The sequence below is a fragment of the Paraburkholderia sp. XV genome, assembly GCF_020177535.1.
GTDB lineage: Bacteria > Pseudomonadota > Gammaproteobacteria > Burkholderiales > Burkholderiaceae > Paraburkholderia > Paraburkholderia caribensis.
The window spans coordinates 97556-123364 of record NZ_JAGUUD010000005.1 but is presented as its reverse complement, the minus strand read 5'-3'; the positions used below and the strand labels follow the sequence as shown (position 1 = coordinate 123364).

Genomic DNA, 25809 nt, shown 5'->3' with positions numbered 1-25809 from the left:
CACTTATCGTTTGACCGGTTCCGGGCGAACATTCCTGAAACGACAATCCGCCGGATTACCGCGCATTCACAGGATTTCAGGAGACACCTCGATGCACCCCTCGCCCTCTATCCCTTCGCCCGGGCATTCAAAGGCCGCAGCGGTTTTCCGCGTGACGGCCGGGAATTTCCTCGAGCAGTTCGACTTCTTTCTGTTCGGCTTCTACGCTACGCAGATCGCCAACGTCTTTTTTCCCGCCGCGAGCGAATTCGCCTCGCTGATGATGACCTTCGCGGTTTTCGGCGCAGGCTTCCTGATGCGGCCGCTGGGCGCGATCGTGCTGGGCGCCTATATCGACGACGTCGGCCGCCGCAAGGGCCTGATCGTCACGCTCTCCATCATGGCGAGCGGCACCATCCTGATCGCCTTTGTGCCGGGCTATGCGACGATCGGCCTGATGGCACCGGCGCTGGTGCTGATCGGGCGGCTGCTGCAGGGCTTCTCGGCGGGCGCGGAGCTGGGCGGTGTGTCCGTGTATCTCGCCGAGATGGCCACGCCCGGCCGCAAGGGCTTCTTCACGAGCTGGCAGTCCGCGAGCCAGCAGGTGGCGATCGTCGTGGCGGCAGGTCTCGGCTTCGCGCTCAATCAATGGCTGGACGCGACGGCCATCGCGGCGTGGGGATGGCGCGTGCCGTTCTTCGTCGGCTGCATGATCGTGCCGTTCATCTTCATGCTGCGCCGCAATCTCGAGGAAACGCAGGAGTTCAAGGCGCGCCAGCATCGCCCGGCCATGAAGGAGGTGTTCCGCACGCTGGTCCAGAACTGGGCCGTCGTGATCGCAGGCGTGATGCTGGTGGCGATGACCACCACGAGTTTCTACCTCATCACGATCTACGCGCCCACCTTCGGCAAGACGGTCCTGCACCTGAGCACCGCGGACAGCCTGCTGGTGACGCTGTGCGTCGGCGTGTCGAACTTCGTGTGGCTGCCGATCGGCGGGGCGCTCTCCGACAGGATTGGCCGCCGGCCGCTGCTGCTCGCCATGACGGTGCTCGCCATCGCGACCGCGTATCCGGCACTGTCGCTGCTCGCTCACGCGCCGAGCTTTATCAACATGCTGCTCGTGCTCTTGTGGCTCTCGTTCATGTATGGCATCTACAACGGCGCGATGGTCGTCGCGTTGACGGAAGTGATGCCCGTGGAAGTGCGCGTCGCGGGGTTCTCGCTGGCCTACAGTCTCGCGACGGCGGTGTTCGGCGGTTTCACGCCCGCGATCTCGACCGCCCTCATTCACGTTAGCGGCGACAAGGCCGCGCCCGGCTACTGGATGAGCTTCGCCGCCGTCTGCGCCCTGTGCGCGACACTCGCGCTCTATCGCCGCCGCGCCGTGACGCTGACGCCAGCGCATTGATCCCGCGCTCGTCCCGCACACGTCTGAATACGCAACCCGATACACCTTCATCCATGAAAAACCTTCTTCTGAAACTTTGTACCGTCGCGCTCGTGGCAACGTCGACGGCGGCAGCGAGCGTCCAGGCCGCCGACCTGCACGTCATGAGCTCGGGCGGCTTCACCGCCGCGTACAAGGCGCTCGGCCCGAAATTCGCGTCCGCGACGGGCAATACGCTCGACACGGCGCTCGGGCCCTCGATGGGCAAATCGCCGGAGGCGATTCCCAACCGTCTTACGCGCGGCGAGCCCGCCGACGTCGTGATCATGGTCGGTTACGCACTCGACGATCTGATCAAGGAAGGCAAGATCGTCCCCGGGTCGCGGGTCGAACTGGCGGATTCGCGCATCGGCATGGTCGTGCGCGACGGCGCGGCGAAGCCCGACATCGGCTCGGTCGAAGCGCTCAGGCAAGCCCTGCTGCACGCCGGGTCGATCGCCTACTCGGACAGCGCGAGCGGCGTGTATATCGAGCGCGAACTCTTCAAGCGGCTCGGTATCGAGGATCAGGTCAAGCCGAAGGCGAAGATGATTCCGAAGATTCCAGTGGCGTCGGTGGTGGCAAACGGCGACTACGAAATCGGCTTCCAGCAGGTGAGCGAGTTGTTACCCGTCAAGGGCGCGACATTCGTCGGAAAGATTCCCGAGTCCCTGCAGTCCGTCACGCGCTACGCTGCGGGCATCCCCATCGGCGCACAGCATCCGAAGGAGGCCAAAGCCCTCCTCGACTATCTCGCTTCGCCCGAAGTACAACCCGAAGTGAGATCAACCGGGCTCGATTCCGTCACGATGCATTGATACGGCGAGCCGGAAGGCGTGCCGTGAGCCGCCTGCCCGTCAGCCTGGCGTGTTCGCGGCGGGGGCGTCAGTGTCGTCCGCGTCGCGCGGCGCCGGGCCGCGCAGCATCTGCAGGAGACGCACGCGGTCGCAGGCCCCTTCCCACTGCGAAACGAAGATGACCGCGCACGCATTGCTGATCACGCTCGTCAGGGCGCGCGCCTCCGACATGAACCGGTCGATTCCCACCAGCAGCGCCACGCCCGCGACGGGCAAATCCGGAATCACGGTCAATGTCGCGACGAGCGCGACGAGCCCGCTGCCGGACACGCCCGCCGCGCCCTTGGAAGTGAGCAGCATGACGGCGAGCATCGTCGCGATCTGCGGCCAGGTGAGCGATATGTCGCACGCCTGCGCGATGAACACGGAAGCCAGCGTCAGATAGATCGCAGTGCCGTCGAGATTGAACGAGTAGCCGGCTGGCAGAACGAGGCCGACGATCCCCCTGTCGCAGCCAAGCGCTTCCAGCTTCACGATCAACCGCGGCAGGACAGGTTCCGTCGAAGAGGTTGCGAGCACGATCACCAGTTCCTCGCGCATGTAGCGCAACAACCGCCACAGCGCGAAGCCGTGCAGCCGTGCAAGCGGCGCAAGGACCAGCGCGACGAACAGCAGGCACGCCAGATAGAACGACACCATCAGCATGCCGAGCGAGCTGACCGAGCCGATGCCGAAGCGGCCCACCGTGAATGCCATCGCGCCGAACGCGCCCACGGGCGCAAGCCGCATGATCATCGCGAGAATGCGAAAGAGCAGGTCGGCGACCCCGTCGATGAGTTCGAGCACCGCCCGCCCCGCACGCGGGTTCGCATTCAGCGCGAAACCGAACAGCAGCGAAAGCAGAAGCACGGGCAGCACATCGCCCTTCACGAACGCCCCGACGAGCGTCTCGGGGATCAGGTTCAACGCGAACTCGTCCAACCCGCGCGGCGGCGAGTGCGCGGCAAGTTGCGCGAGCAGGCTCGTGTCCAGGTGGCGCAGGTCGATGTGCATGCCCGCGCCGGGGCGCAGCGCGTAGGCGGTTGCAAGGCCGATGACGAGCGCGATGGCCGTCAGCAGATAGAAGAGCGCCAGCGCCTTGAGGATCGTGCGTCCGATCGTCGAGCCGCTTGCTAGCGACGTGATGCCGGAGACGATGGTGCAGAAGACGATCGGCGCGATCATCATCCGCACCAGACCGACGAATGCATCACTGAGGGGCTTGAGCGACGCGCCGGCTTGCGGCCAGATGTGCCCCAGACTCACGCCGAGCGCCATGCCCAGCAAGACCTGCACGTAGAGCAACCGAAGCGGCCTTGCCAACGTCACGATGCTGTCTTCCTTCTGATTTTCTCTTTCGTGTTCACACCGCTGCTCTCGATATCGCCGTTCACGGCAACGCCGCGCTTCATTTCAATGATCGTCCGGTGAAACTCCTGCGCGGCCGGCGTGAGCGGCCGTCCGCGCCGCGTGACGATGCCGACGCGCCTTTTCACCACGGGATCGACCAGCGGCACACTGGTCAGGATGGGATGCTCGCGCCCGGGCATGGCCATCGAAGGCACGGCCGCGACGCCGAGCCCCGCTTCGACCAACCCAAGCATGGTCGTGACGTGGCGCGTCTCGCAGACGCTCGGCACACGCGGGGCCACGGCGGAGAGCGCCTGATCGAGCAGCAGGCGGTTGCCGGAGGTCTTGTCGACGGAGACGTACTCGTGCTCGTAAAGCTCGTTCCAGCTCACACGCTTCTTGCGCGCGAGCGGATGGTCGCGACGGCACGCGGCAACGAAGCGCTCCTGCAACAGGAGTTTGAACTCGACCTCCGATTCCTGGCTGCCCATGAAGCTCACGCCAAAATCGGCTTCGCCGCTGATGACGGCGCCAAGCACCTCGTTCGCGCTCGAATCCAGCAGCTTGACCCGGATGCGTGGAAAACGGCTGTGATAACTCGCGACAACGTTTGGCAGGAAATAGTAGGCCACCGACGGTACACAGGCGATCGTCACATGACCCAGGCGGCTCGACGAGACATCCCGGATGCCAAGCAGCGCGACGTCGAGATCGTCGAGCAGTTGCTCGGCGCTCGGGGCGAACACGCGCCCGACGGTGGTGAGCGTGACGCTGCGCGTGGTGCGCTCGAAGAGGCGCACGCCAAGCGCCGCCTCGAGCTTGTCGATGCGGCGGCTCAAGGCCGGCTGGGAAATGTTGACCGCGTCGGCGGCCTTGCGGAAGCTTCCCAGTTCCACAACGGCTCGAAACGCCTGCAAGTCATTCAGGTCGAAGTTGACGGCCACGCCCCTCTCCGCATTGTCGGTGTTGATATGTTGCGTGAATCCAGACGAGGTCGACCGACATTGTGGGTGTGCCGCGTCAGATTCCGGAACTGCCGCAGTTGAGCAGCGCTGGGCTCATATCAAGGCTGATCATGCGCGCATCGCGTCGGATGGACGGCAGTCTGTGAAGGTTCTCGAACCCGGATTTTACACAGCCTGCTCCTCGCCGGTCCGGCGCTTCCCGAAAAGACCCGCGTTCGATGGAAAGCGCTGCAGCTTGCTCGTATGCAACCCGTCAAATCATTTCGCTATGCCGAGCGATCTGTTGCGAAGCGGGCGCCCCCCGACACGGTCTTCCGCGATGTGCGCCAAAAAAAGCCCGCCCTCTCATCGAGACGGGCGGGCTTTGAGCGCCTGATTCATCGCGACAGACAGCATTGTCACTCGCCGCGCGATTGCAGATGAATGGAGCGGGGCGAACAGGCCATTCGATTCAGCCCCGCCGTTGCGGTGATTGCGGGCGCAGTCGCCGCAGGCAGCTTACGCTAGCGGCCCCGCGCATCTCTGTGGCGACGACGACCTATCGTCTCCCAGAGCTTTTTGGCCTGCGCCGGTGAAAACCGCGTGTGCTCATCTCGTTGCGCTTGAGATTCACCGTGGGCTGCGTCGTCAGGGGCGCCTGTCACTGGGCGCCGCCTGAAGATATCAGAGAACTTTCGGGCCATAGCAACCTCCGACACGGCAGTTTCGCCGTATTAGCAGTGTACGCCGTTCGCCGCGGCCCGGAACGGCCCGTCGCAGCATCGCGAAAGCTCCCGCAAGCTTCGATATCCAGCGCCAACCCGCCAAACGCTACAGACCGTCAGACATCTCGCCCGGCGCACCTTCAACGGCGTTCGGTAACCGGCCCCTCGGCCGCCACATGCCCGACCACACCGGGCGGGGCCTTCGACGCCGGATCCGCACCTCCACGAAGCGACTACACTTGAATGAACCATCGTTGAAAAACGGGCAGGCACGTAAGCAGATCGATGGCGCCGGCGTGCGCAGCTGTCCGTCCTCTCGTGGAGACGATCATGAAACAGGAGAGAAAGAGCGCCCGGCAAATTCTGTCCGAGAACCCCCGGAACGTGATTTCGGTCGGCCCCACGGACGCCGTGCTAACGGCGCTGCGTCTGATGGCCGACGAGGATGTCACCACCGTGCTGGTGTTGCAGGGCAGCAATCTTGTCGGCATCCTGTCGCAGCGCGACTACGCCCGCAAGGTCGAACTGGCCGGCCGCAGCGCCGCCGGGACCCAGGTGGGCGACATCATGACGACCCAGGTGTTTTACGTCACGCCCGAGCACACGTGCGAACAGTGCCTCGCGTTGATGCATATCCGGCGGATACGGCATCTGCCCGTGATCGATTCCGGACGGGTTATCGGCGTGCTGTCCAACAGCGACGTGCTAGAGGAGCTGATCCAGGAAGACGAGCATTTCATCAACCTTCTCGAACATGACATGCTCTATCTGTCCGTCGATACGGGCGGTGCCTACTAGGCTTCACGCGCGGCCGCCCCTCAGGTCACACGGCAAGACGCGTCCTTACCCGCAGCAGGCGCATTGACGGCACGCTTGACCTTGATCAGGCGCCCGATCGCGCGATGCAACGGCTTGTCGACGTAGCGATAGACCACGCAACCCACCGCCGAAGCCACCACGATCGCGAGGATCACCCCTGTTGGCGAGCGCACATCGAAACCATGCACGACTTTGGGGACCAGCTTGCGCATTGCCTCGATGACGAACGGGTGGCTGAGGTAGGTCGCATAGCTCGCATCGCCGAGATACAGCAATCCGCGCGTGAACGCGCTGTCCACCACGCGCCCTTCGAGACTCAGCGTGCTCAGCAGCAGCAGACAGGTCGGCACGCCATTTCCCAGAAGCGGGGAGATGTCCGGCCATACCCGTTCGATACAGGTCATCAGCGCATACATCGCGACGGCTCCCGTCGCGGCCAGCGCGACGGGAATGCGCACCCCTTTCCTCCATACGAACCACACGGCGATACCCAACGGGAATTCGAGCAACCGGTCATAGGCGAGGAATTCGACGATCGGCCGGCTCGAATGCGCGAGGCTTGCGATCAGAAACAGCGTGGCGAGCATCAGCGTGATCGCCGCGAATATCAAGGGGACATGCCGCCGGAACCGCCACAGCGCAAGCGCCGACGTCGCGTAGAAGAGCATCTCGTAGTTCAGCGTCCAGCCGACGAACAGCATCGGAAACATATGGCCGCTCTCTTTCCTGTATGGAATGAAGAAAAGCGATTTCAGCAGAGCAGGGATGTTGGCGGTCGTCGAACTGAAGAGATCCGGTCTAAGCAGCGCGCCAAAGAACACCAGCAACGTCGCGAGCCAATAGAGCGGCACGATCCGCACCAGGCGGCTTGTGACGAAGTCACGCACGCTGTGCGTGCCCGCTTCGAGCGCGAGCGCGATCACAAAGCCGCTTAGTACGAAGAATACGTCGACGCGGAATTCGCCGAACATCCGCCCGTCCTGTATCAGGACGTGGTGCACGACGACAGTCGTCGCTGTGACTGCGCGAAGGATTCTTATTGAATTCAGCCTGCGCATCGCTCACCCGTTGATGAGTAAACCGTACCTGGCTGTGCTCCAGCCCTGAGAAGGCCGAGATACGGTCGCGGCGGTCACAGGATCGCCGTGGGTATCGTGCCTTTTACCAGTATTCCTGACTAAATCTTTCATCGCCGCCGCTGCGTCGACCCGTGTGAGACACACCCGTTCGCACCGGGCACTCATGCGATCCGGAGCACGATGGTTTCATCGCTTGAACTGGAGTTTGTAATGACAGACGGCGGTATTCCAACCGAAGCGTCGAATTCTGTCTTGCGATCGCGGTAGTCACGACCCGATCATAGAGCGTATCGAGGCCGGATCAGCGCGAGGTCCCACACATATAGCGGCAAACGGGTCGAAAAAATGGCGCGCGAACGTCCACTCCCAGCGATGGTAATGTTTGCCCAAAGGCGCTACTGTTAGGCGGCGCACAGAAGGTGGACAGGAAACGCAAAGATTACCGGATGTCGACGCTCGCACACAGATAGGTTCACGCGCAACCAATGACGTTGCGCCCCACACTCCAATCCAGGGAGCACGCCCGACATGGAAACGGACACGAAGCGGATCGTAGTGATCGGCGCCGGCTTTGCCGGACTGTGGAGCGCGCTCGGCGCGGCGCGCAAGCTCGACGAGCTGCGCGTCCCCGCGGATCAGGTCGAAGTCGTCGTGATCAACAGCACGCCGTATCACAGCATTCGCGTGCGCAACTACGAGCAGCCGCTCGACGCCACGCTCGTGCCGCTGGCCGACGTGCTCGATCCGGCAGGCGTGCGGCGGCTTCAGGGCATGGTCCGCTCGATCGATCTGCCCGATCGTCGCGTCGGCTTCGAATCCGGCGATTCATCTACTCAATGGATCCGCTACGACCGCCTGATCCTCGCAGCGGGAAGCGAGTTGGCGCGCCCGGCCATTCCCGGGCTGCGCGAGTTCACCTTCGACGTCGATACCTTCGACGGCGCCGCGAAGCTGCATGCACATCTGCTTGACTTGCCGGAACGTCCCGAGGCGCCGGGACGCTATACGGTGGTCGTCGTGGGTGCAGGCCTGACGGGCGTCGAACTCGCCGCCGAATTACCCGCGCGTCTGCGCGGCATTGCAGGCGGCAACGCGAGCGCCGAGGTGCGCGTGATTCTCGCCGACCGCTCCGCGAAGATCGGCCAGGCGATGGGCGGCGCGCAGCCGGTGATCGAAGAAGCGCTGCGCGCGCAAGGCGTCGAGCTTCGGCCGGGCGTGTCGCTCGAATCCGTCACACGCGACGGCATTCAACTGACAAACAGCGAACCCATCGACGCCGCAACGGTGGTCTGGTGCGGCGGCATGCGCGCCAGTCCGCTGACGGCGCAATTCCCCGTCACACCCGATGCATTCGGACGCGTGCCCGTCGATGCCTTCCTGCGCGTCGACGGCGTACCCGGCGTTTTCGCAGCGGGCGATTGCGCGCGCATCCTGATCGACGGCAAGCGGCCATCCGTGATGTCCTGCCAGCACAGCCGCCCGATGGGGCGCCATGCGGGGCACAACGCCGTTTGCGACCTGCTGGGCCTCGCGATGCTGCCGCTTTGCATCGATTGGTACACGACCATTCTCGATCTCGGTCCGTGGGGCGCCGTCTACACGGAAGGCTGGGAACGCCGCCTCGCGTCGCAAGGGGCTGCCGCGAAGCAGACCAAGCGCACGATCAACTGCGAGCGTATCTATCCGCCCAGCACGAAGCGCCGCGAAGACATCCTGCAAGCGGCAGCGCCCGTCGTGCAGGCGCCGCCCTACACGGTCCGCGACGCGGACTGAAGCCGCGCTCAGAATTCGATCACGCGCGGCGTCAGCAACACGAGCCGTTCCATGTGGCTGCTCTGATGCGTGCGCGAGCGAAACAGCGCGCCGAGCACGGGAATCTTCGACAGCACGGGCACACCCGTATTCAGAGTCGAGTCGTTGTCGATCCGGTAACCGGCGATCAGCAGACTCTGCCCTTCGCCGACCACGGCCTCGGTATCGATCTCGCTGGTGCGGATCTCGGGAATGTCCTTCACGCTGTTGCCCGTCGGCTGGCCGTCTTCGACGTGTACCTGCAGCTTGATCTGCTGCACGCCGTTCGTATCGACCACCATCGGCAGCACGCGCAGCGTATTGCCGACCTGCACGCTGAACAGATTGCTCGACGTGAAACCCGAGACGGGAATGAAGAACTGCGTCTTGTTGTTCATCACGGCTTCGACGTTGTCGAGCGTCGCCACTTTCGGGCTCGCGTCGATGTGCGCGAGATTGGTCTGCTCCAGCGCATCGATACGCGTCAGCAGATAGCGGCTCGCGTCGCCGATCACAGCCGTGAGCGAGCCGCCCGTCGGCGTCGCCGTGGCGACCAGATTGCCCGCCGTATCGAGCGACGAGAAAGTCGGGCTCACCGTGCCGTTGAAGTTGTTCGCGTTGGCGCTGCCGCTGCCCGTCTGGAAATCGACGTGGCTCGAATGCGCGTGCCAGTCGACGCCCAGTTGCTTCAACGCGCCGTCGTCGATCTCGATGATGTGCGCTTCGATCTCGACCATCCTGCGCTTCACGTCGAGCCGGTCGATCAGCTGCTGGTACTGGCCGACGCGATCGGGCAGATCGCGGATCAGCACCGAATTGGTCCGTGCGTCGGCCTGGATGACGGGCAGCGAGCCCGCGCCGTCCGGCACGGCCGCCGTCGCCGCGCGGCCCGCGCTCTGCGGCCCGCTGCCCGATGCGCCGCCCTGCGTGCCACCCACGCCGCCCGCGCCTGGCATCGCAACGGGCCCGCCGCCCGCCGCCGTCACGCCTGCGAACACATCGGGCAGCGGCGGATTCACGCCGCCGTTGTTGTACGGCGAGCCGCCGTTGGTGCCGCCCTGCACGTCCGCATACGGGCTGACCTGTTGCAGGTTCGCGGTGCCGTCGGCGGATGCGCGCGAGGTGCCCTGCGGATCGCTGTCGCGCTCCGGGTGATAGAGACTCGCGAGCACATGCGCGACGCCAGGCACGACCTGGGTCTTGCCGTTCACGGTGATCGTGTGGTCGGCCGCCCAGCCGTAGCGCAGCGGAAACGCGCGCACTTCGCTGCCCGTGCGGCGGTTCGCGTTCTGGTCGAGCCGCGCGGCCACTTCGTCGACGAGCTGGATCAGCCGGTGCGGCCCGGTGATCAGTGCAACGCCCTGCTCCGGGTCGTAGACGATCGGGAAGCGGTCGGTGTCGAGCCCGATCTGTTTAAGCGTCGAGCGCAGGCTCTGCGTGCCCGCGAAGTCGAGCTTGATGACCTTGGTGGTCACGTCGTCGGCGGTGCTGATGGACAGCACGCTGCCGTCGTAAAACCACACGAAGCCGAACGTCGCCGCCATCGTGTCGATGAACTTGCGCGGCGGCAGATCGAAGCGCCCCGACACGGTGCCCTGCACGTTCGGCGCGATCGTCGCGATAATGCCCTGGCTCGCCGCGAAGTCGCGCAGCACGTCTTTGAGATCGCGGCTTTCCACGGATATATGCACTTCGCCGGGCCGCCACGTGATCGGCGCGGCGTGGCCCGCGTTCAGGCCCATCAGCAACAGGGCAGCCGCGATCGCGCGGTGACGGAATGTGAGTTTCATGTTCGACGCTCGGTATAGGTGTGGTTCTGGCGGAATGGTCTCGAAAGAATCTCAGCGGTTCAGCGTGTCCGAGGGCGATTCGTTGAATTCGCGACGGTAGCTGTTGACGAGCGTCGAGCGGTTGCTGACGCCCCACTTGACGGCTGTCGCGAGAATGCCTTGCTCGTGCGCGCTGTCGTCAGCTTCGAGTTCCGCGCGAATGCGCTCCATGCGCAGGCGGCGGATGATCTCGGTCGGTGTCGAGCCGAGGCTCGTCTTGAACGCGCTTTGCAATGCACGGTCGGTCACGCCGACTTGCGCGGCGATCTCGCGGATCGACAGATCCTTGCGCTCCAGGTTGTCGAGCAGATACCGGTACGCGCGACGATAACGCGCAGGCAACCGCGTGCCGATATCGTCGAGCTGTTCCGGCGCGCGCGCGATGCGTTGGCCGTAGCGCGCGAGCGCGCCCGCTTCGTCGCGGATGCAACTGACGGCGGCCAGCGCGTAGCGCGTGTACAGCTCCAGCGACTCGCCGCTGCGCCCCTGCAAATGGCGCAGCTTCGCGAGGCAATACAGATACTCGAGTTGCCGGTGGCTCTGCGGCATGCGCACCTCGGCCGTCAGCAGCACGAGCACCGACTCGGCCAGCGACGACACGCCGCCCGCAAGACTCGCAAGCACGATCTCGATACGCACCGCACTCTGATAGTTCTGGATGCCCTGCTTGCCCGCCCACTCCGCATGCGCGACGATCCGCTGCTGCGCCTCACGCTCGCCGCCCGCCAGCCGCGCAAGCCCATCGAGAAACTCGACGCGGCCACGCAGCAACGGGTCTTCGATCGCGCCCGTCAGCAGGCGCAGCGCGGCGGGCCGCTGCGGCGCGACGCGCGGCGCGGCGTCGCCTGTCAGGCCCACTTGCCAGTAGATGTGATCGGACAGCGCCGCACGCGAGCGCAGCGTGCTCTGCGCTTCGACGTCGAAGCGCACGGTGCTCAACAGACGCTGCCAGCCGTCCGCATGATGAAACGCGCCGTTCGAGGCCGCTTCGTCGAGCAGGTCTTCGAGCGTATCGAGCACGGCATCGGCATCGCGCAAACGGCCCACGCTGAACAGCACGCCGAATGCGCCGAACAGCGCATCGAGCCGCAGCGCCGCGCTCGCCAGCGGATGATCGGCGATCTGCATGAAGCACGACATCGCGGTGCCGTAGCGGTAACGGAACAGCGCCTGCCAGCCCGCGTTGCGGCACGACGCGAAGCGCATGCCGTCCTTGTCGTCGCGCATGCGCTTTTGCGCTTCGCGGTATGAGTCGTCGGCATCGACCTCCATGCCGAGCGACAGTTGCAGATCGCCCTGCAATTGCAGCAGCGCGGCAGGCGGCGCATCGTCGTGACTATCGACGAGCCGCTGCACATTGGCCGCCGCGGCATGCACATGACCGTTGCGGATCAGATCGACGACGCTGGAAGGCACCGACGCTGCGTTGAGCATCGACACATACGGGAAGTAGTAAGTAACGAGCATGGCTGATTCCGTCGTGGAGCGCGCGCGGCCGTCGGGATGACGCCGCGCGAGCGCGTTGAAACGATTGCGACGTTCTTGCTGATGAAGTCGCGGTGACGGAATGCACTGTAGCCAGGCAGAAATCTGAAAAGCTCAATAATCAGAGGAAACCGTTGAGGCTTGAGTAAAGTTGAGAATTGGCGCGCGCGGCAGACAAGAACCCTCAACAAAGCTCACTTCTTTTGTTGCGCGCGGGTTGCGCGCGGGCCGCCCACATCACGGCGCGATATCGTTGCGCCCGTTGCGCTCGTTACGATGAGTCTGCGCACCGGGCTTCAGATCGGTGCCGCGATCGCTCAGTTGCGCGATCGCGCGGACCTGCTCCCTGAAGAGCCGCAAGTCGAGCTGATCCTGCACCTGATGCACGAACAGCCCCGCGAAGACGGCCAGCATCAGCACCGTCACCGCGCCCTTGATGGGTTGGCTCAAGGCACTCAGATCGAGTTTCTGCGCGGCCTTCGACGCGAGATTCGCACCGAGATCGATCAGCAGCAGGACGAGCAGCATCGGCGCGGCGAGCTTCGCGATGGTCTGCATCAGCGTGTCCGTCTGATGCATCGCAAACACGGCGAGAAAATCGGTCGACATCGGCTGCGTCGATGCAACCGGCCACCATCGATACGACTCGTACAGCGCCTCCAGCAAAAACTGCATGCCGCCGAGCGACCAGAACGCAACGGTCGCAATCTGGCCAAGCAGCGTCGCGGACGGCGTGGATTGTTGCGACAGCATCGGGTTGCTCAACTGCGCGTTGTTGTAGCCCGTGAGATTGTCGAGATAGATGCCCGCGCCTTCCGCGACCCAGAAAACCGTTGCCGCCGCGAAGCCCATTACGACGCCGATCAGCGTTTCGCGCAAGCTCGTGACCACCAGCGCGAAACCCGTCAGCGACTCGGCGAACGACTCCGGCTGCGCCAGCGCGACGAACAGCGAGAAGCTCAACGCGACACCGTTGCGCAGGCGGCCTTGCAGCACGCCGTCGGCGGTGGGCGGAAACAGCGTCATGATCGCGTAGAGCCGCAGCGAGCAGACGCCGAGCACGGCAAGGTGCCTGAGCAACCAGGGGCCATAAAACTGCAACAGCTCGTTCATCCGCGTGCAAGGCGCGCGAGCGCCGTCTCCTCTATGTCTTCGTCTTCGGCGTCGGCGGCGATGCCGTCGAGCACGCGCTGCAACGTGCCGATGCGCCTTTCGCACAGGTCGATGCGTCCACGGTTCCTGGCGATCTCGCCGCGCGTGCTCGCGATTTCCGCATCGTGCGCGGCGAGCGCCTGTTGCGCTGCCGTCACGGCGTCGGATGCAGTGGCGAACTGTCTGTCGACCTCGTCCGCATACAGGCGGATCGCTGTCAACGTGTCGATCGAAAACGGCTCGGCACCCGCCATCATCGCGCTGATGCGCTGCCGGTACGAACGGGCCTGCGCTTCGAGTTCCGCCGCGCGCCCGCGCGCCTGCGCTTCGCGTTCCACCAGCGGCAAGCGTGCCGCGACGCGTTGCGCGAGCCGCGCGCGCAAGTCCTGTTCGGTGCGCTGGCGGCGCGACACGGCGCGCGACAATGCAGCGATCTGCCGTTTCGGCGCGCTCATTGCGCGTCACCCTGCGCAAGTTCGTGCAACGCGGCCTCGGTTTCAGCCGGGTCCGCGTAGGCATCCGTCGGCTGCGACAGGAACGCCTTGAGCGCGTCGATCTTCGCGATCGCTTCGTCGGCGAGCGCATTGGTGCCAGGCTGGTACTCGCCGATCTGCAGCAGCATGTCCACCTCACGATGCTTCGCGAGCAGCTTGCGCAGCCGCGCGGACGACGCCATGAACTCGCGCGGCATGACCTGCGACATCACGCGCGACAGGCTGCCGAGCACGTCGATGGCAGGATAGCGGTTCTGCGCGGCGATCTCGCGCGACAGGATCAGGTGACCGTCGAGCACGCCGCGCACCTCTTCGGCGATCGGATCGCTGCCCGACTCGTCTTCGGCGAGCACCGTGTAGAGCGCGGTGATCGAGCCGCGCTCGCCCATCCCGGCGCGCTCCAGCAGACGCGGCAACTCCGCGAACACCGAAGGCGGAAAGCCGCGCCGCGCGGGCGGCTCGCCCGCTGCGAGTCCGATCTCGCGGCCCGCGCGCGCGAAGCGCGTCAGCGAATCCATCATCAGCAGCACGCGTTTGCCTTCGTCGCGAAAGTGCTCGGCAATCGCGGTGGCGACGTAAGCCGCCTTCGCGCGCTCGCTCGACGAACGGTCCGACGTCGCGCATACGACGACGGAACGCGCCATGCCCCGCTCGCCGAGAATCAATTCGACGAACTCGCGCACTTCCCGGCCCCGTTCGCCGATCAGCGCGATCACGTTGATGTCGCACTGCGCGCCACGCGCCAGCATGCCGAGCAAGGTGCTCTTGCCGACGCCCGCCGGCGCGAAGATACCCATGCGCTGGCCTTCCGCGAGCGTCGTCATGGCGTCGATCACGCGCACGCCCGTCGCCATCGGATGCTCGATCATGCGGCGCGTCATCGGGTTGGGCGGGTCGGCGAAAATGGGCCGGCTGCGTTCTGCCTGGATCGGGCCACGGCCGTCCATCGGCTGGCCGAGCGCGTCGACCACCCGGCCCAGCAGCGCATCGCCGACGGGCACCGACAAGGGCCGCTGCAAGCCGATCACATGCGTCGCGCGCGACACTTCGGTCAACTGCGCGAACGGCGACACAACGGCATGCTCACGCGTGAAGCCGATCACTTCGCCATGCTGCAACAGCTTGCCCTGCGGCGTACGCAGCTCGCACAACTCGCCGAGCTTCAGGTCGATGCCCGCGACCTTGATCAGCGTGCCGACCACTTCGGCGATCTTGCCCGTCTGACGCACGGGCAACAGCGCACGAATCTCGCGCTCGATTGCGCCGCCCAGTTCGCGCAAGCCGTGTTCGTGCAGGCCGAATACGTCGGCCAGCGCCGGGGCTTGCGGTGATTGCTTCGAGGCCGTCGTGCTCATGCGTGTGTCCCGGTTTGCGCGCTGTGGATGTTCAGCGAGGAATTCAGCGCCCGCACGATTGCCGCGCGCATCGAATCGAGTTGTGTCGTCAGGCTCGCGTCGACAATGCCCAGCTCGGACTCGCACACGCATGCGCCCGGTTCCAGCCGGGGGTCTGCCGTCACCGCGAGCGGCACGGGTCGACCCAGCAGGCGCAGACGCGCGTCGAACTCGCCGAATGCGGCGCGCGCTGCGTCGAGATCCGCGGGATGCACGCTCACGCGCAGGTTCGCCGAGCCTTCGACGATGCGGTCGATCGTGTCCGTCGCCCGCGCGAACAATGCCTGCGCGCTTTCGGCGCGCACCAGTTGCTCGACGGCGAGCATCACGAGTTCGGCCATCCGGTTGCGCATGCCCTGTTGCAGGCGCTGCGCGTCCGCGCTCAGCGCTGCAACGCGCTCGATCCACTGCGCTTCGCCTCGCGCGACGCCTTCCGCATAGCCCTGCTCCGACGCCGCTTCACGCTCTCGCGCCGCCGATGCGACCAGCGCCTTTGCTTCATCGCGCGCCGCCTGAAGCAGCCGTTCGCACTCGATCTGCGCGGCGGCGAGAATCGCCTGACGTTCGGCCTCGACTCGACCGTATACATCGTCGATCGTCGCGAGCATGCTGAACGTCTCGCGCGGCACGATATCGCCGACAAGTCCGACTCGCGGCTCGTTCCTGCCCTTGCGCGTGTCGTTGCGACCCGTGTCGGGCGTCGCGTGCGCTTCGCGCGGACGGCTCAGCCAGATAACCATGCATACTCCGGCAAAAGAGGAACGAGGCGTTCGCGCAGCAACGCGAACGCATCTTCGCAGTTGCCTTCCGAAGGCTTCGCGTGCGCCGTGGCCGGCCCGGCGTCCGCACATGGCAGCGCGAGTCGCAGCATCATCGGGGACGTGTCCATTAGCGGCAGCCGTGCCAACCCTTCGAGCGCCAGCGCATCGGCATCGAGCGAGCCGAGCGCGAGCGTGCCGGCACGCTCGCGTTTCGCGTCGGCCAGCGACGGCGCTTCGGGTACTGCCTTGCCAAGCAGATCGTCGAGCGGACAACCGATCCAGTCCGCGAGGCGCGTGCGCGTGCTCCGATCGACCAGACGCCGCACTTCCGCGCGCCGCGCCAGCAAGGCCTGCATCCGCAACACGCGCAAGCCGGTTGCGACGGGCAGCGCGTCCAGCCGTACGGCGGGCCTGGCGATGAATGCGTCGAGCGTCGGCGGCGAAGGCAGCAGCACGCGCAGTATGGCGAGCGAACAGGCTTCGTCGCACCGTTCGCGCAACGCGGCCAGCGCGGCTTCGTGACGGGACGCCGGATCGATGCCCAGTGCGGTTGCGAGCCAGTCCCGATGCAGCCACTTCAACGCGCTGCGCGCATTGCGTTGCCAGCCGAGCAGAATTTGCGCGGCGTCGGCGGGTGCGAGACGCGGCTCGTTTTTAGACCGTTGCCGCGGCATCGCGGCGGATGCTGCCATCGCCATGCTCATGCGGACTTCTGCCTGCGTCGCGGCAGGCGTTGCACGAGCGACGCAAGACTTGCCCTGAGCGGCGCGACGATGCCGCCCAGCCGCGCACGAAACACATAACCCGCGCCGATGCCCGCCGCCATCAGCGCGAACAGCCCGCTCAGCACGAACGGCCAGACGGGCGCGTGCGCGCTCACGCGGTTATCGACATCCACCTGATCGGCCGCCACGCCCGTCACGCTGACCTGGTCGTACGACAGTCCTTCGACGCTATGCACGACGAGGTTCTTGATCTGCGGCACCAGCGCATCGAGTTCGAGGCCCGGACGGTACTTGATGAACACGGCAGCGGACGACGGCTTGATGGTCTGCGCAAGCGGATCGTTGTTCGGAATGACGATTTGCACGCGCGCGACCAGCACGCCGTCGATATGCGACAGCGTGCCCGACAATTCCTGCGACAGCCCGTAGATGAAACGCACCCGCTCTTCCGTCGGCGTGGAGACGAGGCCATCCTTCTTGAACAGGCTGCCGAGATCGTCGAACTTGCTGTGCGGCAGGCCTTTTTCGCGCAGCACCTGCATCGCGCGCACCATGTCGCCGTCGCCGACCTGAAGCGTGTAGGTCTTGCCGCCGTCCGGCGTGCTCTTGTCGGCGGGTACGCCTCGCTCCAGCAACGCAACCGTCATTTCGTTGACGTCCTCTTCGGCAAGACCCGTGTAGAGCTCTTTCTTGCAGCCCGCCAGCAGCGCGCATGCCACGAGCACGCTGGCCGTCAGCATGCGTCTGGTGAACGGAGTCAGGGTTGCCATGCTCATCACTGGTTCTTCATCAGCGTTTCGGCCGACGACTTCGACGCCGATACCACGGCCATCTTGGTCTGGAAATCGAACTGCGCGAGCGACAGGTTCAGCGACACCTGCGCAGCCGCCGCGATCTGCTGCGTCGGCGTGAGCGAAGCGGCGTTCGCGCTCAGGGTTTCGACCTGTTCGAGCGCGGCCTCCATCTGGCCGTCCTGCTTGCGGATCGCGTCGATGACATGGTTGCCCGCGTGCTGCGACGCGTCGTTACCGGGCGTGGCGAGCGGCTGCTGCATCAGGTCTTCGAAACGGCTGACGGATTCGGGCGCGGGCATCTGCGGCAAGGCTTCGGGCTTCGCGGCATCGGCGGCGGCGTGCACGGCGGCTTCGGCAATCGTGGAGATCGACATGAAGGGTTCCTCTTGTCAGGCGCGCAAGAACGCGTGCGACGCGAACGCGGGCGCGTCGCCGGACGGCTGTCGCGCTGTCTTTGTCTGCTCGCGCTCCTGCTCTTCGGCGAGGTCGAGATACGACGCCGGCAGCACGAACTCGCCGCCGCGATGATTCGCACGCGCGGCTTCGAGATCGGCACGCACGGTCAGCGCACGGACCAGCGCGCGCGTCTCCGGGCCCGCCTCGCCTTCGAGCGCCTGGTCGGCCCATTGACGCCAGCCGGCGTCCTTCTGCGCCGCGAGGCAGTACGCATACATACCCTTCGCGTAGGCGAACGACGGCGCCGCGTCGATCACGTCGCGCAGCGTGCGCGACGCTTCTTCCCAGCGGCCGTTCACGATGTGCAGCACGCCCGCGAGCGTATCGATCTCGGCCACCTTCGGACGGAACGCGCGCAACGCGTCCAGCACCAGCTCGATATCAGTCGTGTCGCCGCTGGCTTGCGGGAAATGCCGGAACAGCCCCGCCGATGCAATCTCGATCAGCGCGTTCAAGGTTGCATCGCCGCATTGCAGGTAGTCCGGCGCGGCGTGAGAGGAAGCAGGTTGCGATGATTTGGCGAGCATGGCGTGGACCCTCTTGGTGAAAACAGGACGCTGGGCGTCATCGCTACGCAAGGTATCAGGCAGGCGCCGCGAGGCTCGTGCTGCAACCGAAGCGAGTCGCGCGAAAGCGAACCTGGCGGCGCCCCGAACGTGCCGTCTTGCCCTGCTTCGTGTTCGTGCCCGGGGCTTCGCCCCGGCTGCACAGGCGCTGCCGCGCCCAACCTACACTGCGCCAGCACATAACGGTGCACAGGAGGGAGCACCCATGAGCGACGACAAAACCGAACAGCCAACCGAGAAACGCCTGCGCAAGGCACGCGAGGACGGCGAGGTCGCGAAGAGCACGGACCTCGTCGACGGCGCGCTGCTGGCCGCGGGCGTCGGCATGCTGATGGCGACGGGCGACAGGATGGTCGATGGCTTGCGCTCGTGCATTTCGATCGCGCTGAAGTTCGTCGCCGGGCCGCACGACATGACGACGCTGCTGCTCGCGTTGAGCCAGATCGGCTCGCGCATGGCGGGCGCGCTGCTGCCGACGCTCGGCGCAGCGATGCTCGCCGCCGTCGCCGCGCTCGCCGGTCAGACAGGCATCGTCATTTCGATGAAAGCCGTCGGTCTGAAGTTCGAGAACGTCAGCCCGATGGCGGGCATCAAGCGCATCTTCTCGCTCAAGTCGCTGCTCGAACTCGCGAAGATGACGATCAAGGGCATCGTGCTCGCTATCGTGATGTGGAAGACGATCACGGGCTTGCTGCCGCTCGTCACGGGTTCCCTGTTCCAGTCACTGCCCGAGTTGTCGAAGCTCGCGAGCTTCGTCGTGATCCGGCTGCTCGCGGTCGCGGCCGCGCTGTATGTCGTGTTCGGCGGCGTCGATCTGAAGTTGCAGAAATTCCTCTTCATTCGCGGCAAGAAAATGAGCAAGGACGAAATCAGGCGCGAGTTCAAGCAGGACGAAGGCGACCCCATCATCAAGGGCGAGCGGCGCCGGCTCGCGCGCGAGCTTGCGACCTCCGCGCCGCGCAAGATCGCGACCGCGAGCATGGTGGTCGTGAACCCGACGCACTACGCGGTGGCCGTGCGCTACGCGCCAGACGAATATCCACTGCCCGTGGTGATCGCCAAGGGCATGGACGAAGCCGCGCTGCAGATGCGCCGCGACGCGCAGCTCGCGGGCGTGCCGATCGTCGGCCATCCGCCCGTCGCGCGCGCGCTCTACAAGGTCGAGCTCGACGAGCCGATTCCCGACGAACTGTTCGAAGCCGTCGCCGCGATCCTGCGCTGGGTCGATTCGCTCGCGCTGCCACGCGAAGCCGATGCGGCGCCGTCGCTATCCGGCTGAAGACCCGCCCTACTACACACTCCCGCTTCGCTCCACACACGCTCATGCTCAAGACACTCAAACTCCCCGCCGGCGGCGAGATCGGCATTCTCGTGATGATCGTTGCGATCGTCTCGCTGATGATCCTGCCGCTGCCGTTCTTCATGATCGACATCCTCGTCGGCCTGAACATCGCAACGGCCGTCACGCTGCTGATGATCACGCTCTATGTGCCGAGCGTCGTCTCGCTGTCCGCGTTCCCGTCGATACTGCTGTTCACCACGCTCTACCGGCTGTCGCTCAGCATCGCATCGACCAAGTCGATCCTGCTGCATGCGGAAGCGGGCGATATCATCGACAGCTTCGGCAAGCTGGTGGTGGGCGGCAATCTGGTGGTCGGCATGGTGGTGTTCATCATCATCACGCTGGTGCAGTTCATCGTGATCGCGAAAGGCTCGGAGCGGGTCGCGGAAGTCGGCGCGCGCTTCACGCTCGACGCGATGCCGGGCAAGCAGATGAGCATCGATGCCGACCTGCGCGCCAATCTGCTGACCGCCGACGAGGCACGCCACAAGCGCGCCACGCTCGCACTGGAAAGCGCCTTGCACGGCGGCATGGACGGCGCGATGAAGTTCGTCAAGGGCGACGCCGTCGCCGGCCTCATCATCACGATGATCAACATCGTCGCGGGTCTGGCCGTCGGCGTGCTGTATCACGGCATGACGGCGGGCGAAGCGGCCAACCGCTTTTCGATTCTCTCGGTCGGCGATGCGATGGTCGCGCAATTGCCCGCGCTGCTGCTGTCCGTTGCGGCGGGCGTGATGATCACGCGCGTGGCCGACGACCGCGACGAGAAACCACGCTCGCTCGGCGCGGAGATCGGCAAGCAGCTGATGGGCAGCGCGCCCGCGCTCGGCTTCGCAGCGCTGCTGCTGGTCGCGTTCGCCGCCGTGCCTGGGTTTCCGTGGCCGCTCTTTCTGGTGTTGAGCGGCATTCTCGGCTTCACTGCATGGAAGCTGAAGAAGCGCGGTCCGTCGCGCGCCTTCGAAGACCTCGAAGCCGTGCACTCGATGCAGCGCGCCGGTGCGAAGAGCGAAACGCCCGCCATTTCCAGCGTGCCGCCCGCATTCTCCTGCGCACTCGGCGTGCGCCTTGCGCCGGACTTGCGCGGCCGCCTCGCCGTCGAGCGGCTCAATCACGCCTTCGAAACCGAGCGCACGTCGCTGCAGGAAGAACTCGGCTTGCCGTTTCCCGGCATTCACATGTGGATCAGCGAGAAGCTCGCGCCGTCCACCTGCGAGTTCCTGATGCACGACGTGCCGTCGTTCACGCTCGAACTGCCGCAAGGCAAGGTCCTGCTCGCCGATCTGCCGCAACGGCTCGCAACGCAGCCCGACGACACGCAGGCGCAAGCGCTCGCCGAACGCTGCGAGCAACGCGAACCGATCGACGGCACGACGCAGCCAAGCTACTGGCACGACGAGACCACGCTCGCCGACAAGACCACCGGTTGGCGCGCCGAACAGGTCATCGCGCATGTGAGCGTGCAGTTGCTCAGGCGCAATGCGTCGCTCTTTCTCGGCGTCAATGAAGTGCAGTGGATTCAGGAACAGCTCGGCATCGAGTATCCGGGCCTGCTCGCCGAGGTGCAGAAAGTGCTGCCGCCGCAGCGCATCGCCGACGTGCTGCGGCGTCTGCTGGAAGAACAGATCCCGATCCGCAATATCCGCAACATCATGGAAAGCCTCATTGCGTGGGGACCGAAAGAGAAAGACGTGCTGATGCTGACCGAGTACGTGCGCGGCGATCTCGCGCGCTTTCTCGCGCACCGGGCCGCGCTCGGCGCGCGCATTCTGCCCGCGATCCTGCTCGACGCGCCCGTCGAACAGCATATCCGCCAGGCGATCAAGCAGACGCCGACGGGCAATTACCTCGCGCTGCCGCCGGACCAGATCAACTTTCTGGTCGACAGCATCGAATCGTTCGCGGGGCTGGCGCCGCGTCCCGGCATCGCGCTCGTCACGTCGATGGATATCCGGCGCTACGTGCGGCGCATGATCGAAGGACGGCTCGGCTGGCTCTCCGTCTATTCGTATCAGGAACTGGGCGGACATCTTGAACTGCAGCCGATCGGTCACGTGACGGCCTGAGGCAACGCATGTCGAGAACCCCATCGCGTCCCGTGCGCGTGATCGCCGCGCCTACGCAGACGCCGCCTGCTTCGGCGGGCGCGCGCCTGCGCCGCGCGCGGCACGCGGATTTCGCCGCGCTCCTGCGACGCGACGACACGCCGTCGCCCGACGCCCGGCTCGCCGCGTCGCTCGACGACGAGGCCAGCCAGCAACATCATGCCGACGACTCGCTCGCGCAACGCATCGGCAGCGCGAGTCAGCGCGTGGTCGCGGCGGTGCTGCGCCGCGAGCAGCAGATGCTCGAACTCGCGCATGGGCTCGCACGCCATATCGCCGAGTTTGCGTCGAATCCCGCGATCCGTCAGGCAGGCCACTGGGAAGTCGCCATGCGCATCGATCCGCGACGGCTGCCTGGCACGCAGTTGCATCTGACGCTTTCGCCAGCGGTTCTCTTGCTTCGCTTCGATGTCGAGTCGGCCGACACGCGCGAACTACTCTTGCATCATGCCGGCCTGCTCGAACGCGAGTTGCGCCAACTGCTCGCGTCGCAAGGCGAAGCGCGCACGCTCGAACTGACTATCCACTAGCCCACGCCCTTGTCCACTGTGTCCAGCGACCAACCGTATGCAGAGAAGCTGCGCCGCGTCACGCCCGATGCGGCGCGTGCCGCCCGCATTCTGTGCGATGCGCGTCATCTCGAAGCGTTGCGCCAGTTCGGCGCAATCGATGCGCTCGAAATCACGCCGACGGTAACGGCCAATACGGCCAACGCGGCCAACACGGCCTTCGATGAAGCGGGCCGCATCGTGCTCGCGCATCTGGAAGGCACGCTCGATATCGAACTCGATCTGGCGCGCTATCCCGCGTTGCAGATCGTAGCGGCAAGCGCGGGCGATCGCGCGCGGCACGCCTTGCGCAGCACGCTCGCGAATGCATTGCTCGCACCGCTGGTGCAGCGCTTTCAGGCAGCGGACCTTGGGCGCTGGCGTGTGGCGTCGGTGGAACGCGCGCCTGCGGGCGTTGCGAGCGGCGAACGCTTCGACGTCGCGTTGCTGCACGAGGGCGTCATGCACCGGCTTTCGCTCAGCGCATCCGGCGCGACGCTCGACGTGCTGCACAAACGCCTCGCCGCGTTGCCGTCGCGGCTTGCAACGGAGGCGTATGCGTCGGCATCGACGCTAAAGGTCGCGGGGTCGATCGCGCTCGGCGCACGCAACGTGCCGCTTGCCGCATTGCAGTCGCTGCGTCCCGGCGATGTCGTTCTGCGCGCTTTTGGGCCCTCCGTCGCGCAAGCGCTGAACCGCGGCGCCGCATGCACCGCGCGCGCCACATGGGGCGCGACGGCAACGGGCATGCGGCGCATACATGCGCGTGTCGTGATTAACGGCACGCAGGTCACTGTAGAAGAGAAACCCTTCATGAACGACGAACCCTTGCAGGCCGAATGGCCCGACACGCTGCCCGGCGACGACGAAACGCGGCACGAAACGGCAGCCGCCGGGCCCGACGAAAGCTCCGAAACCGGCTCGCACAGCACCCGGCAGCACGACGACGAAGACGCTCCGCTCGACATCGGCCTGCTCGATCTGCCCGTGCAATTCGAAATCGACAGCGTGGCGCTGCCGCTCGCGCAACTCGCCGCGTTGCGGCCCGGCTATCTGATCGAACTGGCCGCGCCCGTGCTCGATACGCCTGTGCGGCTCGTCACTCATGGACAAACGGTCGGCTATGGCGAAATCGTCTGCGTCGGCGAACATCTTGGCGTACGTATCACGAGGATGGCATATGCCGGCGATTCAGACAGGTGACATCACCGGGCTGCTGATCGTCGTGCTGGCGATCAGCGTGATCCCGTTCATCGCGATGGTGGTCACGTCGTACATGAAGATCGTCGTCGTGCTCGGGCTGCTGCGCAACGCGCTCGGCGTCCAGCAGGTGCCGCCGAACATGGTGCTCAACGGCATCGCGATCATCGTCTCGGTGTACATCATGGCGCCCGTCGCGTTCTCCGCGATGCAGGGCATGCAGGCCAATCAGGCGCCCGGCAACGTCACGCAGAACGTGACGGCGGGCATTGCCGCCGCGCGCGAGCCGTTCCGCACGTTCCTCGAAGCGCATGCGCAGTCGCGCGAGCGGCAGTTCTTCCTGCGCTCGGCGACGGCCTTGTGGCCCGCGCAGCAGGCGAAGGCGCTGAAGGACACCGACCTGATCGTGCTCGCGCCCGCGTTCACGCTGACGGAACTCACGGACGCCTTCAAGATCGGCTTTCTGCTTTACATCGGCTTTATCGTCGTCGATCTCGTGATCGCGAACGTGCTGATGGCGATGGGCCTGAACCAGGTGCAGCCGACCAACGTCGCGATTCCGTTCAAGCTGCTGCTGTTCGTCGCGATGGACGGCTGGTCCACGCTGATGCATGGCCTCATTCTCGGCTACCGGTAGGCGCCGCGTCTTTCAACTACGGATTTGCCATGACTCTCGATACGCTCGTCGGCCTCGCGACGCAAGGCTTGCTGCTGTGCCTGTACGTGTCGCTGCCCGTCGTCGTGGTCGCGGCCGGCGTCGGCCTGCTGGTGTCGTTCCTGCAGGCGATCACGTCGCTGCAGGATCAGACGCTGTCGTTCGGCATCAAGCTGATTGCCGTGGTGGTGGCGCTCGTCGTCGTGGCGCCCCTCGGTGCGTCGGCGATCCTGCGCTTTGCGAACCAGTTGCTGCTGACGGCCGTGCAGCGATGAATCCACTTCACTCCCGCCCGGCCACGGGCGCCTCAGGCACTTCCGCCGCGCAAGAAGCCGCGCAGACGCAACGGGGCGTGACCGAACCGGCCCGGCAACAGACGCGCGCGCGCTTTGCCACGTCGCTGCGCAACAACGTGCGCTTCGCGCATGCGCATCACGCGCATCTGCAGGGGCAGGCGCGCTCGGCCAATGCACGGCGTCTTGCGAAAGCGCTTTTGAAGAAGCGCCAGGGCAAGGCTGCCGCGACGCGGTTTGCTGCGGCACGCCGGCCAGCAACGAGCCGCTCGGGCGGCAACGCGAGAGCGGCTCAGAACACGAGAACCACCGACCGTCAGCGAAGCGCGGCACTGCGCGTGTCTCGCGACGGCGGCAATGGCGGTTCGCGCGGCGGAGGGCAGCAGCAGGACGAACAGCAACAGCAACAACAACGTCAGCAGCAACGCCGGGAAGGCAAGCACGATGACGACCTCATGCTGGACGGCGCAGACGGTACGACGAACGCAGCGCGTGTCGTGCCCGAGTTCGCCGCGCATGGCATTGACACTTGCCGGTTCATCGCGTCATGAAGCGCTGGCGGGTGCCTGGTGCGACGCCTTGCTGAAGCCGGGCCGCTCGTTGCACGATGCGCTATCCCAATTGCGCGCGCTGCGGCGGCATGAAGGCGCATTGCCGCTCGCATCGCTCGCATCGCTCGCCCAGGTCCGCCAGTCGCTGATGGACGCCACGGCGCGTGCCGCCGCAGCTCGGCAGGCGGGTGAAGCGTCGCAGGCGTCGGCAACGGGCACGGCGGCCCGGGCGAATGCATCGACAGAGACTCGCAACGTCCTCGCGCCGCTGCTCGCGCTCGTCGCGGGAAGCCCGATGCTGCCGAACCGTGAAGGACGCGCGGCGGGCGCCAATGCGGCGCTCGACGGCATCGCACGCGCACGCAACACGCTTCCAGCCGGTGCGTCCGGGCCCGATGAATCCGCGCGCTGACGACACTTCGCGTGCGCGCGAGTGCCTTCGCAAACGGCCCGTATCGCGGCTCTTGCGTCCATTAATCTGCGACTCATCGAAGGAAGCGGAACAGC

At 65.6% G+C, this 25809-nt stretch carries 25 protein-coding genes; 11 read left to right on the top strand and 14 right to left on the bottom strand.

Annotation, left to right across the window (positions count from 1 at the left end; translation table 11 throughout):
• Positions 1-91: 91 nt before the first annotated feature.
• Positions 92-1390, top strand: coding sequence for an MFS transporter (locus KFO72_RS04585; protein ID WP_054932277.1), 1299 nt, complete (start codon positions 92-94; stop codon positions 1388-1390).
• A 53-nt stretch (positions 1391-1443) separates the two neighbouring features.
• A complete protein-coding gene (locus KFO72_RS04580) occupies positions 1444-2226 on the top strand; it encodes a substrate-binding domain-containing protein (protein ID WP_224099350.1) in 783 nt (260 codons plus the stop codon).
• Positions 2227-2265: 39 nt separating this feature from the next.
• Here the strand turns inward: KFO72_RS04580 and dctA are convergent, their stop codons facing one another.
• Both dctA and KFO72_RS04570 read right to left on the bottom strand, forming a co-directional pair.
• Positions 2266-3573 (bottom strand): C4-dicarboxylate transporter DctA, encoded by a 1308-nt coding sequence (dctA, locus tag KFO72_RS04575; protein ID WP_062918111.1) that lies wholly within the window; start codon positions 3571-3573, stop codon positions 2266-2268.
• Entirely contained in the window at positions 3570-4538 is a 969-nt protein-coding gene (locus KFO72_RS04570) for a LysR family transcriptional regulator (RefSeq protein ID WP_054932280.1), read from the bottom strand. The genes dctA and KFO72_RS04570 overlap by 4 nt, the downstream gene beginning before the upstream one ends.
• A gap of 1055 nt (positions 4539-5593) precedes the next feature.
• Between KFO72_RS04570 and KFO72_RS04565 the strand changes: the two genes are divergently transcribed.
• Positions 5594-6061: a CBS domain-containing protein gene (locus KFO72_RS04565; RefSeq protein WP_062918849.1), complete on the top strand. Its 468-nt coding sequence runs from the start codon at positions 5594-5596 to the stop codon at positions 6059-6061.
• 20 nt (positions 6062-6081) lie between these two features.
• Here KFO72_RS04565 and KFO72_RS04560 read toward each other — a convergent pair whose 3' ends face one another.
• Complete coding sequence (locus KFO72_RS04560) at positions 6082-7140, bottom strand: acyltransferase family protein (protein WP_225031500.1); 1059 nt, start codon at positions 7138-7140, stop codon at positions 6082-6084.
• Between the two features lie 549 nt (positions 7141-7689).
• Here KFO72_RS04560 and KFO72_RS04555 point away from each other — a divergent pair.
• Complete coding sequence (locus tag KFO72_RS04555; protein WP_225031499.1) at positions 7690-8934, top strand: NAD(P)/FAD-dependent oxidoreductase; 1245 nt, start codon at positions 7690-7692, stop codon at positions 8932-8934.
• A gap of 8 nt (positions 8935-8942) precedes the next feature.
• On the opposite strand, the gene sctC is transcribed toward KFO72_RS04555, so the two are convergent.
• The 10 genes from sctC to KFO72_RS04505 all read right to left on the bottom strand — a co-directional run bounded on the left by sctC (position 8943) and on the right by KFO72_RS04505 (position 18569).
• A complete protein-coding gene (gene sctC / locus KFO72_RS04550) occupies positions 8943-10742 on the bottom strand; it encodes a type III secretion system outer membrane ring subunit SctC (RefSeq protein ID WP_225031498.1) in 1800 nt (599 codons plus the stop codon).
• Between the two features lie 51 nt (positions 10743-10793).
• Positions 10794-12248, bottom strand: a complete 1455-nt coding sequence (locus KFO72_RS04545) for a helix-turn-helix transcriptional regulator (RefSeq protein ID WP_054932285.1) — start codon at positions 12246-12248, stop codon at positions 10794-10796.
• Positions 12249-12503: 255 nt separating this feature from the next.
• Entirely contained in the window at positions 12504-13379 is an 876-nt protein-coding gene (sctT, locus tag KFO72_RS04540; RefSeq protein ID WP_054932286.1) for a type III secretion system export apparatus subunit SctT, read from the bottom strand.
• On the bottom strand, positions 13376-13873 hold the full coding sequence (locus tag KFO72_RS04535) for a type III secretion protein (RefSeq protein WP_225031497.1): 498 nt from the start codon (positions 13871-13873) through the stop codon (positions 13376-13378). Before KFO72_RS04535 ends, sctT begins: the two co-directional genes overlap by 4 nt.
• On the bottom strand, positions 13870-15267 hold the full coding sequence (sctN, locus tag KFO72_RS04530) for a type III secretion system ATPase SctN (RefSeq protein WP_225031496.1): 1398 nt from the start codon (positions 15265-15267) through the stop codon (positions 13870-13872). Before sctN ends, KFO72_RS04535 begins: the two co-directional genes overlap by 4 nt.
• On the bottom strand, positions 15264-16046 hold the full coding sequence (gene sctL / locus KFO72_RS04525) for a type III secretion system stator protein SctL (protein WP_225031495.1): 783 nt from the start codon (positions 16044-16046) through the stop codon (positions 15264-15266). The genes sctN and sctL overlap by 4 nt, the downstream gene beginning before the upstream one ends.
• A complete protein-coding gene (locus KFO72_RS04520; RefSeq protein WP_225031494.1) occupies positions 16031-16759 on the bottom strand; it encodes a type III secretion protein HrpB4 in 729 nt (242 codons plus the stop codon). The genes sctL and KFO72_RS04520 overlap by 16 nt, the downstream gene beginning before the upstream one ends.
• A gap of 8 nt (positions 16760-16767) precedes the next feature.
• Entirely contained in the window at positions 16768-17568 is an 801-nt protein-coding gene (sctJ, locus tag KFO72_RS04515; protein WP_405083895.1) for a type III secretion system inner membrane ring lipoprotein SctJ, read from the bottom strand.
• Complete coding sequence (locus KFO72_RS04510) at positions 17568-17960, bottom strand: type III secretion protein (protein WP_060608317.1); 393 nt, start codon at positions 17958-17960, stop codon at positions 17568-17570. Before KFO72_RS04510 ends, sctJ begins: the two co-directional genes overlap by 1 nt.
• Before the next feature lie 15 nt (positions 17961-17975).
• Entirely contained in the window at positions 17976-18569 is a 594-nt protein-coding gene (locus tag KFO72_RS04505; protein ID WP_225031493.1) for an HrpB1 family type III secretion system apparatus protein, read from the bottom strand.
• A gap of 244 nt (positions 18570-18813) precedes the next feature.
• On the opposite strand from KFO72_RS04505, the gene sctU reads away from it, so the two are divergent.
• The 6 genes from sctU to sctS are packed head-to-tail and all read left to right on the top strand — an operon-like array spanning position 18814 to position 24733.
• The gene (gene sctU, locus KFO72_RS04500; RefSeq protein WP_062918124.1) at positions 18814-19887 is read left to right on the top strand and encodes a type III secretion system export apparatus subunit SctU; all 1074 of its coding nucleotides are present in this window, start codon (positions 18814-18816) and stop codon (positions 19885-19887) included.
• Positions 19888-19931: 44 nt separating this feature from the next.
• The gene (sctV, locus tag KFO72_RS04495) at positions 19932-22016 is read left to right on the top strand and encodes a type III secretion system export apparatus subunit SctV (protein ID WP_225031492.1); all 2085 of its coding nucleotides are present in this window, start codon (positions 19932-19934) and stop codon (positions 22014-22016) included.
• Positions 22017-22024: 8 nt separating this feature from the next.
• On the top strand, positions 22025-22585 hold the full coding sequence (sctP, locus tag KFO72_RS04490) for a type III secretion system protein SctP (RefSeq protein ID WP_225031491.1): 561 nt from the start codon (positions 22025-22027) through the stop codon (positions 22583-22585).
• An 18-nt stretch (positions 22586-22603) separates the two neighbouring features.
• The gene (gene sctQ, locus KFO72_RS04485; RefSeq protein ID WP_225031490.1) at positions 22604-23806 is read left to right on the top strand and encodes a type III secretion system cytoplasmic ring protein SctQ; all 1203 of its coding nucleotides are present in this window, start codon (positions 22604-22606) and stop codon (positions 23804-23806) included.
• Positions 23784-24440, top strand: coding sequence for a type III secretion system export apparatus subunit SctR (gene sctR / locus KFO72_RS04480; RefSeq protein ID WP_007579477.1), 657 nt, complete (start codon positions 23784-23786; stop codon positions 24438-24440). The genes sctQ and sctR overlap by 23 nt, the downstream gene beginning before the upstream one ends.
• Positions 24441-24469: 29 nt before the next feature.
• On the top strand, positions 24470-24733 hold the full coding sequence (gene sctS / locus KFO72_RS04475) for a type III secretion system export apparatus subunit SctS (protein ID WP_035994205.1): 264 nt from the start codon (positions 24470-24472) through the stop codon (positions 24731-24733).
• A gap of 32 nt (positions 24734-24765) precedes the next feature.
• Here the strand turns inward: sctS and KFO72_RS04470 are convergent, their stop codons facing one another.
• The gene (locus KFO72_RS04470; protein WP_225031489.1) at positions 24766-25269 is read right to left on the bottom strand and encodes a hypothetical protein; all 504 of its coding nucleotides are present in this window, start codon (positions 25267-25269) and stop codon (positions 24766-24768) included.
• On the opposite strand from KFO72_RS04470, the gene KFO72_RS04465 reads away from it, so the two are divergent.
• The gene (locus KFO72_RS04465; protein ID WP_225031488.1) at positions 25268-25714 is read left to right on the top strand and encodes a hypothetical protein; all 447 of its coding nucleotides are present in this window, start codon (positions 25268-25270) and stop codon (positions 25712-25714) included. The genes KFO72_RS04470 and KFO72_RS04465 overlap by 2 nt on opposite strands.
• Positions 25715-25809: the final 95 nt, after the last annotated feature.